Origin of the sequence: Agrobacterium sp. SUL3 (genome assembly GCF_001263295.1) — a bacterium.
Lineage (GTDB): Bacteria > Pseudomonadota > Alphaproteobacteria > Rhizobiales > Rhizobiaceae > Agrobacterium > Agrobacterium tomkonis.
This window is the reverse complement of the sequence record NZ_KQ414526.1, coordinates 14759-28576: the sequence shown is the minus strand read 5'-3', so window position 1 is coordinate 28576 and position 13818 is coordinate 14759. Positions and strand designations below refer to the sequence as shown.

The 13818-nt window shown below is 58.6% G+C and carries 14 protein-coding genes and 1 pseudogene; 9 read left to right on the top strand and 6 right to left on the bottom strand.

The features are described 5' to 3' along the window. The first annotated feature begins 330 nt into the window (after positions 1-330). The gene (locus AKG12_RS26915; RefSeq protein ID WP_003501843.1) at positions 331-711 is read left to right on the top strand and encodes a DoxX family protein; all 381 of its coding nucleotides are present in this window, start codon (positions 331-333) and stop codon (positions 709-711) included. A gap of 378 nt (positions 712-1089) precedes the next feature. Then, positions 1090-1830: a LuxR family transcriptional regulator gene (locus AKG12_RS26910; protein ID WP_003501840.1), complete on the top strand. Its 741-nt coding sequence runs from the start codon at positions 1090-1092 to the stop codon at positions 1828-1830. On the opposite strand, the gene AKG12_RS26905 is transcribed toward AKG12_RS26910, so the two are convergent. Then, entirely contained in the window at positions 1802-2014 is a 213-nt protein-coding gene (locus AKG12_RS26905; protein ID WP_052821177.1) for a hypothetical protein, read from the bottom strand. The two genes, AKG12_RS26910 and AKG12_RS26905, sit on opposite strands and share 29 nt — an antisense overlap. On the opposite strand from AKG12_RS26905, the gene AKG12_RS26900 reads away from it, so the two are divergent. From AKG12_RS26900 to AKG12_RS26885, 4 genes are all read left to right on the top strand, one after another. Then, positions 2013-2714: a hypothetical protein gene (locus AKG12_RS26900; protein ID WP_234823818.1), complete on the top strand. Its 702-nt coding sequence runs from the start codon at positions 2013-2015 to the stop codon at positions 2712-2714. The two genes, AKG12_RS26905 and AKG12_RS26900, sit on opposite strands and share 2 nt — an antisense overlap. Before the next feature lie 156 nt (positions 2715-2870). Beyond that, on the top strand, positions 2871-3335 hold the full coding sequence (locus tag AKG12_RS26895; protein ID WP_052821176.1) for a hypothetical protein: 465 nt from the start codon (positions 2871-2873) through the stop codon (positions 3333-3335). 93 nt (positions 3336-3428) lie between these two features. Beyond that, positions 3429-3833 carry a Rap1a/Tai family immunity protein gene (locus AKG12_RS31320; protein ID WP_157951630.1) on the top strand — a complete coding sequence of 135 codons (405 nt, stop codon included), beginning with the start codon at positions 3429-3431 and terminating at the stop codon, positions 3831-3833. 56 nt (positions 3834-3889) lie between these two features. Then, entirely contained in the window at positions 3890-4129 is a 240-nt protein-coding gene (locus AKG12_RS26885) for a hypothetical protein (protein ID WP_234823819.1), read from the top strand. 104 nt (positions 4130-4233) lie between these two features. Here the strand turns inward: AKG12_RS26885 and AKG12_RS26880 are convergent, their stop codons facing one another. The 4 genes from AKG12_RS26880 to ligD form a co-directional block, all read right to left on the bottom strand. Then, on the bottom strand, positions 4234-4572 hold the full coding sequence (locus AKG12_RS26880) for a YcxB family protein (protein WP_234823820.1): 339 nt from the start codon (positions 4570-4572) through the stop codon (positions 4234-4236). 561 nt (positions 4573-5133) lie between these two features. Next, positions 5134-5412: an HU family DNA-binding protein gene (locus tag AKG12_RS26875; protein ID WP_052821175.1), complete on the bottom strand. Its 279-nt coding sequence runs from the start codon at positions 5410-5412 to the stop codon at positions 5134-5136. A gap of 412 nt (positions 5413-5824) precedes the next feature. After that, positions 5825-6598 (bottom strand): SOS response-associated peptidase family protein, encoded by a 774-nt coding sequence (locus AKG12_RS26870; RefSeq protein WP_052821174.1) that lies wholly within the window; start codon positions 6596-6598, stop codon positions 5825-5827. Positions 6599-6657: 59 nt separating this feature from the next. After that, entirely contained in the window at positions 6658-7710 is a 1053-nt protein-coding gene (ligD, locus tag AKG12_RS26865; RefSeq protein ID WP_052821173.1) for a non-homologous end-joining DNA ligase, read from the bottom strand. Between the two features lie 280 nt (positions 7711-7990). Between ligD and AKG12_RS26860 the strand changes: the two genes are divergently transcribed. The 3 genes from AKG12_RS26860 to AKG12_RS26850 are packed head-to-tail and all read left to right on the top strand — an operon-like array spanning position 7991 to position 13429. Continuing rightward, complete coding sequence (locus AKG12_RS26860; protein ID WP_080823862.1) at positions 7991-8743, top strand: ImuA family protein; 753 nt, start codon at positions 7991-7993, stop codon at positions 8741-8743. Further along, the gene (locus AKG12_RS26855; protein WP_052821172.1) at positions 8664-10175 is read left to right on the top strand and encodes a Y-family DNA polymerase; all 1512 of its coding nucleotides are present in this window, start codon (positions 8664-8666) and stop codon (positions 10173-10175) included. The genes AKG12_RS26860 and AKG12_RS26855 overlap by 80 nt, the downstream gene beginning before the upstream one ends. Beyond that, positions 10172-13429, top strand: coding sequence for an error-prone DNA polymerase (locus tag AKG12_RS26850; RefSeq protein WP_052821171.1), 3258 nt, complete (start codon positions 10172-10174; stop codon positions 13427-13429). Before AKG12_RS26855 ends, AKG12_RS26850 begins: the two co-directional genes overlap by 4 nt. 46 nt (positions 13430-13475) lie before the next feature. Here AKG12_RS26850 and AKG12_RS26845 read toward each other — a convergent pair. After that, positions 13476-13814 (bottom strand): annotated as a pseudogene (locus tag AKG12_RS26845) (biotin/lipoyl-containing protein); the annotation flags it as partial. Positions 13815-13818 lie beyond the last annotated feature (4 nt).

Here is a 13818-nt window from a genome sequence, read left to right as displayed (position 1 = left end):
ATCCCGCTGTCCGCGACTTAGCGAAACGCTTGTCCGTGACTTGCCGAAATGACCGTCCCGTTTAACCGAAATCCGCACCGAGATCGTTTCGGAGCTTCTGGGCAATCCGATCGCTTTTGCCGTAATCACTGAAGAACAGTTCCGCGCCGGGCTTTTACAGTCGGGGCTTCCCGACGTCATCATTGAGGCGTTCGTCGAGATCAAGCGCACCTTCGTCAAGGGCAAGTTCGATATCGTGACCGGCGATGCCCAACGTCTCTCCGGTCGTTCTCCGAAATCCTTGCGAGATATCCTCGCTCAGCAACTGGTCCAAACGAGGTTTTGATAAAAATGATCAGAAAATATGCTTACTGGATAAGCACGGCGCTTCTGTGCCTGCTCTACATTGCTTCGGCGACCATGTACCTGACGATGGGGGACCAGGTGCGCCAGTCGCTCGTCGGGCTTGGCTATCCCGCCTACCTGCGGGAAGTTCTCGTCACCGTCAAAATCCTGGGGGTCGTCGCTATCCTGTCACGCGTCAGCGTTCCTCTCAGCGACCTCGCCTATGCCGGGATGTTCTACCATCTTTTGCTCGCCTTCTCGGCCCATATCGCCGCCGGCGACGGCGCGTTCATACCCGCGGTCCTGGGGTTTCTGGCGCTAACCATTTCGTTTGTCACGCAGAATGCGGCACGAGAGAAGAAGTCGCCTTATCCGCTGCCAGCCTGAGACCGTGCCCGTTCCCGCGATCCAATGTCGCGGGCGGGATGGACGCTTCCGGATGCCGTGTCAATGGTTGGAATTGCCGGAAGACATCGTCGATGTCGACGGAGGCTCTATCGCTCACCGACACGCGATCGGAGCAACAGGAACAACCCTGCCGGCACGACTTCTTCAATTAATGACGCAAGACGGCGGAGCTCGCTACTCATGATGCATAGGCGGCGGCGATGGCATGGCTCTTGCCATCGAGACGAGCGAGTAGAGCAGCGTTCGCCTTGAGTGGGCCTGCATTGCGTATCGAAATCGACGCGGCGAGCTCTTGTAAGATTGGGCTGCGATAGTGATCGGGGCTTGTTATCCTGCGTTGACAGAACGGAGTATTTGATGGATCGGGACCGCCCCTCACGCAGACTGAAAAGAACCTTCGAAGAAATCGACATTGCCGCCGATGTCGCCACCGCATTGCATGTCTTTCAAAGTGCCTACAGCATTGACTTCGTCACCTACCATCTTTCGCAAACAGTTGCTGACATCGTCGATGCACCCTTTGTTCGGACGACTTATGATGATGCATGGGTATCGCGCTATCTGCTGCGAGGTTATGTTCGCCTCGACCCAATTGTCGATGAAGGATTTCTGCGTCAACTTCCGTTCGATTGGCGCGAGCTTGAAATCCCGGAACGTGCTCGCGACTTTCTGTTGGATGCCATCCAGCACGGTGTCGGGCGCAACGGTTTTTCCATTCCGATCGTAGACAGATCACGCAGAGCACTTTTCTCGCTGAATTCCCGGGTTCCTGACGTCGAGTGGACGGCCATCATCGAAGCCGATCGCGAGGAGTGGTTGGAACTGGCGCATCTCATTCACAAGAAGGCGCTCGGGGAGGCACAGGCTGACATTGATCCAATCCCTGTTCTCAGTCCTCGCGAACTGCAAAGCCTTCATTGGGCCGCGTTGGGAAACGACGCCAAAGGCATATCCGTCATCCTCGGTCTTTCAGAACATACAACCCGGTCATACCTGAAATCCGCCCGCTTCAAGCTCGGCTGCCTGACCACGACCGCTGCGACCGCTCGCGCAGTCCAGCTTCGTCTTATCAACCCATATGGCAATACTGGAAGGTGAGGGTGCTCAGTCTCGTGGCTTGCGCCTCGTCCGATGAAGTCTTGCTCAAGCCGGCAGCCTTGAGATCAAGGCCGTCAACAAAGGCGGCGATAAAGCGGACCGGGTTGTCCGGCCCCACATGATCGTCAACCGCCTCGGGCAGAAGCAGCAGTTGCGAGTGGTCCGTTCCTGAAAGATGAGCCATGGCAAAGTATACCATCAACCGCTATCTTGCGGAATCCACGAGGAGTTTCATACCGGAGAACTACATGGGGCATTTTAAGTTTGTTTATCAGGGTTATCCGCTCGACCTTGCCGTTCAGGAACCGCGCATCACCTTGCGAGCGAGCAGTGGATCTTGGCCCGGTCAGACGCTGGAAGACCATGTCGTCCTGGACTTAAACGTGACATCTCCGAAGTTCTTCTTCGATCCCAACAATGACCCCGAGGATGACGTTTCCCAATGGTTGAACCCGGCTCTTGATACACAGTGGCTCAAAATACCGCTGAAGCGCTTTGAGAACCGCGATTATCGCAGCCTCCAGGAAATCCGTGCAGACTTCCAGGGCGAAGGAACGCGAAACGCCTTGACGGGTGAGGATTGGTGGGAAGCCCCCGGCCTTATCACCACCTACAGCGACGAGTTTTTCACTCGTGCGGAAATCTCCATCCGTCACGACGGTGACGGCACGTTTTCGGTTCAGCTTTCAGGCAAAACCCAGTTCGACACTGCCTTTGACATAGCCTTCAGTGCTCCTCTGAGCGTCAAGTTGGTCGGCTATCGCAACTCGGCGACGAAAGATGATCTTTTGGGCTGGTTCGACCGCTTTCTCAAGAAAGACGACTTCATCTTTACGTCTCTGCAACGAGGTGAAGACCTCTATCTCGATGGTGCGGTCAAGTGACCGCCGTGCCAATCGTGCCGAGCGCTTCGAGTTAGAGGATGATCGGCGCAGATCCACAGATCATGTGAAGATCGAACCGCGATCGTTAGGCTACCTGGAGTTTTCGGACGGTCTGCGGGAGTTTTGCAACCCGGCCAAAATGTATGGTGCAACATAGTGGCTACGCTGTTTGATAACGCGCTCGATGAAAAGCGGCTTCTGCGCCCTGCATTCCTCCAGCGGCGGGGGTTTAAAGCTCAGATATTGCCTGATGTTCTCGATAGGGCGGCGTTCCTTGCCCTGGCAGGGATTGCTGGAGCCGCCGGAGGGTCCGTCAGTATCTATCATGCCGAGTTCGGCAAGCTGCCGGAGAAAACCACCAGCATCGACCCGGTTCGCGCATGGGACAGTCTTTTTCAAGTTATCCATGAGGATGTCATCCTGGAGTTCTCACCAGGCCCGCTTTTTGTTTGGCTGCCCGCTGGCGAGCGTTTCCACGTCGTGTTCGGGAACAAGGAGATAATCGCCCAACTCAACAATATGGGGGATCAGGCCGGCTTTTACGCATTCGTGGACGCGTCGCGCTTGACCGAGAAGGGCAAGCAATTTCTGCTCGAAGCCTATGAGCGATACACGATCTGATGTGGCCCGTTCCAGCGTGCATTGGGTCAGTCACGTCGAACAACCGCCTGCATTGGAATAGCGCCGGTGGCAGCCTGATAAACGGAGCGGAAGATGACAGCAGCGTACCAATTCCGGGTAACTTTTCCGGCGGCGATACTGTTAGTAGGTTTGGCTATCAATGTTGCATCAGCAGGTTCAGGCAACGATGAGGGCCGCGACTGGATAATCAGCGGGACTGAGCTGATCAAGGCGCTCGAAGGAAAGTCCGATGATGGCGCTCTGCAGAGCGAGGCTGGTCGTATCATGTCGGGCACTCGCGGTAGTGCTTATATAGCTGGGGTGGCTGATGCGACCAGCGGGACGGGGTGGTGTGGGGCCGGATCGGTTCTCCCCCATGAGCTTACAGACAGCGTATACACGCATCTTCGAAGTGTCACTCCAGAGCGTCTTAAAGGGAGAGCATCGACATTGGTGATTGAGAGGCTGGCTGCTATTTATCCCTGCCCAGCGAATTGAAGAGGCGTTTTCGAGTTATGCTATTATTGGAAGTCTTGCTTTTTTCAGCAGCGTTCGTGGCGGTCATCCTTCTGGCGGCTCACCAAATTGTCGCACAGGTCAGGGAATACCGATTTTATAAGAGTAACGGCGGTGATTTTACCGTCGATAGCGGCATGGACAATCTGAAGCTTGATGAGCGTGTTTATCTCAATGCTCTCGGCCTAACGAATTGGCAGCGATTCTATCTCTTTCGTCCGTTTTACATCGTACTGCTTATAGCCTTCGCTGGAATGATGCTGTTCTCTCTGTTCTGACTGGCATGATAATAGCCCGAGCGGAACCTGATCGACAACAAACTAAGCGGGCGCGATCACTCATTGGTCGATTGAGGATTCGTGGGCGATCCCAGTGGGGCTTCTCACGCGCACTTGATGTTGGCGGCCGCCAACTGCCGGAAGTCGTCGACCTGTGCTGGCGTCAGGACGCGCTTAGGCAGCATGTTGAACACGCGCGGCCCCTGATAGAGGAGGATCACCTTGCTGTCTTCGGTCCATTTGAGATAGTCGTTCCAAGGAACGTTCCAGTCGCCCTGCTGTGCCGTGCTCCTAAAGCCTTCCTCAGACCATGTAACCGTGATCGGGTGCTGAAGGGTTTTCTGGGCTGCGTAGGCCTTGCGGGCAAACACGGCAGCGCCGAAAAAATATTGGTAGAGCGGTATTGCGATCACAACCACCACGCAGATGTAGAAGAGCGACATGAAAGGCCCATCGGGGAATCGCAGCGCCAACGTGAAGAGCGAGGCAAGCAGCAAAGCAACGAAGATCAGTCAACAAACGAGCGGCCAGCCTGAGGTTGAATATTTCAGTATGAACAGCTTGTTGGCAGCAACATAGTCGTCGGCGGTCAAAGTGAAGGTGACGCATCGGTTCATCTTTGTCATTGCTTACCTGGTCAGAAACTATCCCTGTCGCGAGGCTCTCCAAAACCTGCGACACGTTTTGCTATCGTACTATGTTTGATTTGCACTGCCTTGATCAATCCTGTGAGCGGCGGGAACGGGATTGGAAGCCGAGATGACCGTGGACGAAATCTAAGCAGCCACGGCTGCGTCGCAGTTGCGGACCGGCGCAGATGGAAGAATCATTGTGGAGAACGGTCAGAGATCCTGACCGGAGTGCCTCCGATCGGGCCGAGCGCCGCTAGATCGCAGCGGACCTGGAGATGGTGCAGGCCGGACTTGCAGCCATCGGGGCCGAGCACGAAGCCTCCTTTGTAGGAGGCTTCCATTATGCAGCCGCCTCTCGGCAGTATGTCCGTTTCAGCCGTTCAGCGCCTCCTTGACCGCCTTGCCGGGCGTAAAGGTCAGCTTCTTCGACGCCGCGATCTTGATCGTCGCGCCGGTTGCCGGATTGCGTCCCTCGCGCTCCGGAGTGTCCTTCAGCTTGAACTTTCCAAACGAGGGGATCGACGTTTCCGCGCCAGCAAGCGCCGCGTCGGTGATCTGTTTGAAGACGCTTTCAACAATCGTCTTGGCCCGCGCCTTGGTCAGGTTCTGTTCGGCTGCGATCTTATCGGCGATTTCGTTGGTCGTGGTCATATGCGGACATCCTCTTATTGTTTTGGGCCCTCAGCTTTGACAATGAAGATGTGGCGAAGAAAGGGGTAGAATGGCAGGAATCTACGAAGAGAGCGCGAAAACCACAGGAAATCCCGACGGTGGCAAAAGAATAAGCACGCGCTTCATGGTGCATTGCAATGTACGCATGGCTGCGCTGCGATCTGAACGCTGGCGATCGAGGCAGCTTCTGCTATTTTCAGATCGTCGAAGCGATGCACCTCCTCCCGCAAAGCTTCTTATCGGGCGACCCACTCCTCCTCCCAAGGGGCGCCTGATGGAACAGCGGCACTCCTCCTCCCAGCCGTTGTTCATCATTTCGGAAAGCCTGCCGCACCTCCTCCCGCGGCAGGCTTTTTCGTTTTTCGATTGTTTCAAGCTGTGTTTTCAGGCGTCAAAGCAGACTGCCCTGTTCCACCGGCTCTCCGGATTTGGACACGATGGAGGATCCGTACGGTTCGCGGGACGAGATGATCAGCGCATTATTCGGTAACGGACGGGCCAGTCCCTTGGCCTCTTCCCATGGCGCCCGCATCCAGATGTCGGTCTCTTCCTTTGCCAGCAGGAGGACCGGCATAGCCTTCTCATGGATCGGCTTGACAAGATCGTTAGGATCCGTGGTCAGAAAACCATAGAGGTCGTCGGTGGTCAGGCCATCCTTGACCTTCCGGACGCTTTTCCATTGCGGCACGTGGATACCGGCGAAGAACATCAGCGATTCCGCCTCGTCGCGCGCGAACCAGGCATTCGGCACATTGCCACCTTCCTCTTTGCTCGCGGGATCCGGTTCGGCGAAGCTTGTGACCGGGACGAGGCATCGATGTTCGACACCGAACCATCGTGTCCAGTGTGGGAAATTGAGCTTGCGCACGTTCGTCGTGCCGCGGTCCGCCTCCGTGTGAATCAGTTCCTCGAGATTAAAGGGCTTGCCCTTGGCCGCGAGCTTTTCGGCCTTTGCTTTGGCCGCTTTTTCCAAGGCGAAGCGAGGGGAGGGCAATCCCCATCGCGCATGCACAAGCTGCTTCTTGCCTTCCGCCGTGTTGCGGACGATCGGCCCCATCTGGTCGGGGTTCATCTGATAGGCTGGCATCAGGTTGATCAGGCTTTCGGCATCCTGGGCCCATTTCGAGACCCAGTCCTTGTCTTCCATCCGATAAAGGTTGCACATGCTGGAAAGCCCTCCGCTTGAACCGGATGCAGTTTGTCCCGGTGTGTACCGCCTGCTCGCTAGTCGAGTTTGTAAACGTCGGCGTTGTCCTGCCGTTCCCGCAAGCCCTTATAAGAAGCGTGTCTTAGTTTGCCATCCGCCGTCCAGGCCCGAAACTCGATCTCGGCGATCAGCGTCGGCTCGACCCAGACAATGTTTGCTTTTCCGGAATAGGGCACCGGCGGCTGCTTCAGTTTCCAGCGAAGCTTGTCGAGCGTCCTACGCAGTCTGATCATCTCGGCTTGCCTGAAGCCTGTGCCGACATTCCCGACATGAACGAGCTCGTCACCGCGATAGGCAGCAAGCACCAGCGAACTGAAGCCTGCAGGCGACGCCGCCGACAGCTCATAACCAACAACCATGAAGGCTTCGCTCTGGACGCACTTGATCTTGACCCAGTCGCCGGTCCGACCGGAACGGTAGGGTTGATCGAGGTGCTTGCCGACAATGCCTTCGAGGCCAAGGCTGCAGACATGTTGCAGCAGAATATCGGGTTCGGCGTCGAGTGTTTCCGATAGGCGGATGGCGCCATCCTTGCCGTTGAGCGTGTCCTCGAGAAGATGCCGGCGCGATCGGTATTCGACATTGCGCAGATCGTGCCCGTCGAGGTACATGAGATCGAAGGCGTGGAGGACGGCGTCAGAGGCGCGATTGCCAGCCGTTTTGCCAGATGCACCCAACGACTTCTGCAGCAGCCCGAAATCCGGTCGCCCTTCTTCATCGAGCACCACGGCCTCGCCATCGATGATCATCGTCGCCGGCCCAAGTGCTCGGGCAGCCTCTGCGATCGCCGGAAAACGATGCGTCCAGTCATGGCCACCACGCGTGAGGATGCGGACCCCTTTCGGCTCGATGTGAACAGCCAGGCGATAGCCATCCCATTTCAGTTCCCAGCTCCATTGCTCGCCTTTTGGAGGATGCGCCTTCAGTTGGGCGAGCGCCGGTTCGACGCGATCAGGCATCGGATCGAACAGGAGCTGTGGCTGTGCGGGATTACGCTTCCGACGCGGCTTTGACCGCAGCGGGGCTTCGGTATCACCAAGGAGCGGCTTTGATCTCGGTGGCTTCGTCATGCCGACAGTCCAGCACAAAAACCTTAAGAATAGTGTGACGTCGCACATCTATCCCCGCTATTCACTATCGAGCCCGACGAGACAGAAGTTCCGCAAAAATTCTTGTTTCCTTATATCCCCTTGAATTCTCATCGAATCTTCGACTTTGCTAATACTGGGATAATATTCCTCAACCTCGTGGTGCTTGACTCTTTTGCGAGATAAGAACAAACAATGAACAAATAGCCCGTACGACATGATGTCGATCCTTTGAACACGACCTTGAAGGGAGCCGTGAAGAATGACTGCTGCCCGCCAAAGGGTGATCTGCGATTTACGCGACCGCATCGCGTCGATCGAGGGCGGATCCGCGAAGCGGGCAGGAACGCTGTCCTTTGGCGTTCCCGAAATCGATGCGGCCCTGCCTGGTGGTGGTCTCGCCTATGGAGCGCTGCATGAGTTTGCAGGCGGCGGCTCGGGCACCGTCGATGGTGCGGCTGCAGCCCTTTGTGTCGCCGGCATTGCCGCGCGCACCAAAGGCCCCGTCATCTGGTGCCTGACGCGGCCGGATCTGTTCTTTCCGGCTCTTGCCCAGGTTGGCCTCCATCCCGACCGCGTCATCTTCGTCGAATCCGATCGGGAAGAGGATGTTCTGGCAAACATGGAGGAGGGCCTGTCCTTCGGCGGTCTGGGCGCCGTTGTCGGCGAGCTTGTCCGCCTGCCGATGGTCAGTTCCCGCCGCCTGCAGCTGGCGGCCGAGCGAACCGGGACCATGGCGCTTGCGGTGAGGCGATGGCGGCGACAGACCGAGGCGAATGATTTTGGGCAACCTACAGCCTCGACCACCAGATGGCGGGTGAGCGTGATGCCCTCGGAAAAGCTGCCAGTGCCGGGGGTGGGCAGGGCTCAATGGTTGCTGGAATTGATGCGCGTGAAAGCGGGTGAGTGTGCTGAGTTTCTCGTGAGGGCGTGCGATGACAAGGGTCGTCTCGATCTATCTTCCGGATCTGCCGACGGATCGCATTCGTCGAGCCGATCCGTCTATTCCGCCTGAACAGCCAATCGCCGTGATCGCCAGAAGCGGATCAAAGCGATGGGTATCGGCTGCTGATGCATCTGCCAGAAAGGCGGGCGTGCACGTCGGCATGGCGGCCGCAAAGGCGCAGTCGCTATTCAGGGGTCTTATGCTCGTTGACGCAGATCCCGAAGCCAACCGAGCCGCACTCGAACGCATCACGCTATGGGCGCTCACAATCTATTCGCCCATCGTCGCCGTCGACGGGATCGACGGCATCGTCATGGATACAGAGGGCGCCGACCATCTCCAGGGCGGAGAGCTGCCGATGGTGACTGGCATCGCCAACCGGTTCCTGGCAAAGAGTCTGACTGCCCGTGTGGCGGTCGCCGACAGCTGGGGTGCGGCCCATGCCTGCGCTCGCGCCATCAATCGCGAGACAATCGTCGTTCCACCCGGCGAGACCGTCCGTGCCGTCGAGAAGCTGCCGATCTCGCTCCTGCGCCTGCATGCCAAGATCGTCAACGATCTTCGCATTCTCGGCTTCCAGACGATCGGTGAGCTTACCAGTACCCCGCGTGCGCCGCTGACATTGCGCTTCGGCCCGGAGGTTGGCCGCCGTCTCGACCAGATGCTCTGTCGTGTCGCCGAGCCGATCGAGCCAATCCGTACCCCTGAGCTGGTTGAAGTCTGCAAAGCCTTTGCCGAACCGATCGGTGCCGCCGAAACCATCGACAAATATGTCGGGCGTCTCGTCGTCCAGCTCGTCGATGAACTCCAGAAGCGCGGGCTTGGCGTGCGCCGTGCCGACCTGATCGTCGAGAAGCTCGATGGCACAAGACAGGCAATCCGCGCCGGAACCGCCAGGCCCGCCCGCGATGTCGCCTGGCTGACAAAACTGTTTCGGGACCGGACGGAAAAGATCGAGCCGGGCTTCGGGATTGAAAAGCTGATCCTGGTCGCCGTCATCGCCGAGCCTCTGGAGGAGGCGCAGAAAGCCTCTGCTCTGGTCGAGGATGAGGTCACGGATGTCACGCCGCTCATCGATATCTACGGAAACCGGGGGCAGAGGGTTTATCGCGTCGCACCGGTCGCTTCCGATGTGCCGGAACGCTCGGTCCAGCGGATCAGCCCCGTCGCTGAGCCAATCGCCGTTGCCTGGGTCAGCCATTGGCGCCGGCCAGTCCGGCTTTTGCCGCGTCCTGAGCTGATCGAGGCGATCGCGCTGATGCCGGACCGGCCGCCGGTCTCCATCGTCTGGCGTGGCAAACGCCGGAAGGTGAAACGTGCCGATGGCCCGGAACGCATTTTCGGGGAGTGGTGGCAGCGCGACGCCGAAATGGACGCCGTGCGCGACTACTTCGTCATCGAGGACGAGGCGGGCGAGCGCCTATGGGTGTTCCGCTCCGGCGACGGTGTTGATCCGGATACCGGGTCCCACCGCTGGTTCTGCCATGGGATCTTCGCATGAGTTACGCCGAGCTACAGGTCACGACGCACTTCTCTTTTCTGCGCGGTGCTTCGTCCGCACAGGAGTTGTTCGAGACTGCCAAAATCCTGGGGCTCGAGGCGATAGGCGTCGTCGATCGCAATTCGCTCGCAGGCATCGTCCGCGCCCTTGAAGCATCCCGCGCGACAGGTATGCGGCTTGTCGTCGGCTGTCGTATCGATCTGCAGGACGGCATGTCGGTGCTGGTCTATCCGACGAATCGCGCCGCCTATTCGCGCCTGACGCGGCTGATCACGCTCGGCAAGTCGCGCGGCGGCAAGGACAACTGCATCCTCCACTGGGACGATGTCATCGCCTATTCGGGAGGGATGATCGGCATTCTGGTGCCGGATCTGCCGGACGCCACCTGCGCCGCACAGTTTCGTAAGATGGCGCAGCTGTTTGGTGACCGCGCCTACGTGTCGCTCTGCCTGCGCCGCCGACAGAACGACCAGATGCGGCTACACGAGATTTCCAACATGGCGGCACGGTTCAGGGTCAAAACCGTCGTCACCAATGACGTGCTGTTTCATGAACCGGGCCGGCGGCAGTTGCAGGACATCGTCACCTGCATCAGGCACAACACCACGATCGATGACGTCGGCTTCGAGCGCGAGAGGCATGCCGACCGGTATCTGAAGCCGCCGGAGGAGATGCAGCGTCTGTTTCCACGTTATCCGGAGGCCGTGGCACGAAGCATGGAGATCGTCAGGCGCTGCACGTTTAGCCTCGAGGAGCTCACCTACCAATACCCGGAGGAAGCAATTGTGCCGGGTAAGGATGCCCAAGCCTCACTCGAGCATTATGTCTGGGAATGCGCTCCCGATCGCTACCCCGAAGGCCTGCCGCCGGACGTCCTCAAAACCGTACGGCACGAGCTCGATCTCATTCGCACCATGAAATACGCGCCTTACTTCCTGACGGTGTTTTCGATCGTGCGCTTTGCCCGGAGCCAGGGCATTCTCTGCCAGGGCAGGGGATCGGCGGCCAACAGCGCCGTCTGCTATATTCTCGGCATTACCTCGATCGATCCATCGACCAACGACCTCCTCTTCGAGCGTTTCGTTAGCAAGGAGCGCGACGAACCGCCAGACATCGATGTCGACTTCGAGCATGAACGGCGCGAGGAGGTCATTCAGTGGATCTACAAGACCTACACGAAAGACAAGGCAGCACTCTGCGCCACCGTCACCCGCTACCGGGCCAAGGGTGCGATCCGCGATGTCGGCAAGGCGCTCGGCCTGCCTGAAGATGTGATCAAGGCGCTGTCATCAGGCATGTGGTCATGGTCGGAGGAAGTGCCCGACCGAAACATCCGGGAACTCAATCTCAACCCCGACGACCGCCGTCTGGCGCTAACCCTGAAACTGGCGCAGCAACTGATGGGAGCGCCGCGCCATCTTGGCCAGCATCCCGGCGGCTTTGTCCTTACCCATGACCGGCTGGACGATCTCGTGCCGATCGAGCCGGCGACGATGAAAGACCGGCAGATCATCGAGTGGGACAAGGATGACGTCGAGGCGCTGAAATTCATGAAGGTGGACGTCCTTGCGCTCGGCATGCTCACCTGCATGGCAAAGGCCTTCGATCTTATTCGCGAACACAAGGGCGATGATCTCGATCTGTCGAAGATCGAGCAGGAAGATGCCGCGACCTACGCCATGATCCGCAAGGCTGACACGCTCGGCACCTTCCAGATCGAGAGCCGTGCCCAGATGGCGATGCTGCCGCGCCTGAAACCCCGCACCTTCTATGATCTCGTCGTGCAAGTGGCGATCGTCCGGCCCGGTCCTATCCAGGGTGACATGGTGCATCCCTACCTTCGCCGCCGTGAAGGCAAGGAGCCGGTTGAATATCCCACACCCGAGCTTGAGGCCGTGCTTGGCAAGACCCTGGGTGTGCCGTTGTTTCAGGAGAGCGCCATGCGTGTCGCCATGGTCTGCGCCGGTTTTACCGGTGGGGAGGCCGACCAGTTGCGCAAGTCGATGGCGACCTTCAAGTTCACCGGCGGCGTTTCTCGCTTCAAGGAGAAACTCGTATCCGGCATGGTGAAAAACGGCTACTCACCCGAGTTTGCCGAAAAGACCTTTTCCCAGCTCGAAGGTTTTGGCTCCTACGGCTTTCCGGAAAGCCATGCAGCATCTTTTGCGCTGATTGCCTATGCCTCGAACTACATCAAGTGCCACTATCCGGACGTGTTTTGCGCAGCACTGCTCAACAGTCAGCCGATGGGCTTTTATGCGCCCGCCCAGATCGTCGGTGACGCGATCAAACACGGCGTTGAGGTGCGACCTGTGTGCGTCAACCGCTCCCGATGGGACTGCACGCTGGAAAAGATCGGTCATACCGATCGACACGCTGTGCGGCTGGGGTTTCGGCAGGTGAAGGGACTGGCCGTCGCAGATGCGGCGCGGATCGTAACGGCGCGTATGAACAGCCCGTTCGTGTCGGTCGATGACATGTGGCGCCGTTCCAGCGTGCCGACGGAAGCGCTTGTCCAGTTGGCAGAGGCCGATGCCTTTCTGCCCTCCCTCAAGCTCCAACGGCGCGATGCGCTCTGGGCGATCAAGGCGTTGCGCGACGAGCCCTTACCGCTGTTTGCCGCCGCGGCCGAACGCGAGATGGTGGCAATTGCAGAGCAGCAGGAGCCGGAGGTTGCCCTGCGACAAATGACGGACGGGCATAACGTCATCGAGGACTACAGCCATACCGGATTGACGCTGAGACAGCACCCTGTCGCCTTTCTGCGCAATGACCTTTCGGCACGAAACATCATAACCTGCGCGGAGGCGATGAATGCGCGGGACGGCCGGTGGGTTTACACGGCGGGCCTGGTGCTGGTCCGGCAAAAGCCAGGATCGGCGAAGGGCGTCATGTTCATCACCATCGAGGACGAAACGGGCCCCGCCAACATCGTGGTCTGGCCAACGCTGTTTGAGAAGCGCCGGCGAGTGGTGCTGGGGTCCTCGATGATGGCAATCAATGGGCGAATCCAGCGAGAAGGGGAGGTCGTGCACCTCGTCGCACAGCAGCTGTTCGATCTGTCGGGGGACCTTGTTGGCCTGGCCCATCGGGATGTCGAGTTCAAGCTGCCAACGGGACGAGGCGATGAGTTTGCCCATGGGGGCGGTGGGCCGGATTCACGGGAACGGCCGAAGCCGGTTGTCCCGCGGGACATGTTCACGCCGGATCTTCATATCGATACGCTGAAGGTGAAAAGTCGGAATTTTCACTAGGCAGGAGTTCAACGAAGCCCAACGCCCGTCAGTCGACATTTGACGTTCAAGCGCCGTACACCAAGAGCAGTTCCTTGGCGCCGATCTGGCCGCCGGCCCGTACCAGCACCTCGGAAATCGGGCTGTCCTTTTCAGCACGCAGCGCCGTTTCCATCTTCATCGCCTCGATCGAGACGAGCACGTCGCCGGCATTCACGGCCTGGCCGGGCGAGACGAAGACGCGGCTGATGACACCCGGCATCGGCGCACCCTTGATACGGCGCGGCTGGCCGTTGAGCTCGAAGAAGGTCGTCACCATGCCCTGGCTGTCCGTCGCACTCGTCGCCTGGTTGACGATGACGAGCGTCTTGCCGCGTTCGATATCCTGATTGCCGTCTCTGCCCCCCACA

Excerpts from the sequence above, each read along its gene's own strand:
- AKG12_RS26915 (WP_003501843.1), top strand. The coding sequence starts at position 331 with ATGATCAGAAAATATGCTTACTGGATAAGCACGGCGCTTCTGTGCCTG.
- AKG12_RS26910 (WP_003501840.1), top strand. The coding sequence starts at position 1,090 with ATGGATCGGGACCGCCCCTCACGCAGACTGAAAAGAACCTTCGAAGAA.
- AKG12_RS26900 (WP_234823818.1), top strand. The coding sequence starts at position 2,013 with ATGGCAAAGTATACCATCAACCGCTATCTTGCGGAATCCACGAGGAGT.
- AKG12_RS26905 (WP_052821177.1), bottom strand. The coding sequence starts at position 2,014 with ATGGCTCATCTTTCAGGAACGGACCACTCGCAACTGCTGCTTCTGCCC.
- AKG12_RS31320 (WP_157951630.1), top strand. The coding sequence starts at position 3,429 with ATGACAGCAGCGTACCAATTCCGGGTAACTTTTCCGGCGGCGATACTG.
- AKG12_RS26880 (WP_234823820.1), bottom strand. The coding sequence starts at position 4,572 with ATGTCGCTCTTCTACATCTGCGTGGTGGTTGTGATCGCAATACCGCTC.
- AKG12_RS26875 (WP_052821175.1), bottom strand. The coding sequence starts at position 5,412 with ATGACCACGACCAACGAAATCGCCGATAAGATCGCAGCCGAACAGAAC.
- AKG12_RS26870 (WP_052821174.1), bottom strand. The coding sequence starts at position 6,598 with ATGTGCAACCTTTATCGGATGGAAGACAAGGACTGGGTCTCGAAATGG.
- ligD (WP_052821173.1), bottom strand. The coding sequence starts at position 7,710 with ATGACGAAGCCACCGAGATCAAAGCCGCTCCTTGGTGATACCGAAGCC.
- AKG12_RS26860 (WP_080823862.1), top strand. The coding sequence starts at position 7,991 with ATGACTGCTGCCCGCCAAAGGGTGATCTGCGATTTACGCGACCGCATC.
- AKG12_RS26855 (WP_052821172.1), top strand. The coding sequence starts at position 8,664 with ATGACAAGGGTCGTCTCGATCTATCTTCCGGATCTGCCGACGGATCGC.
- AKG12_RS26850 (WP_052821171.1), top strand. The coding sequence starts at position 10,172 with ATGAGTTACGCCGAGCTACAGGTCACGACGCACTTCTCTTTTCTGCGC.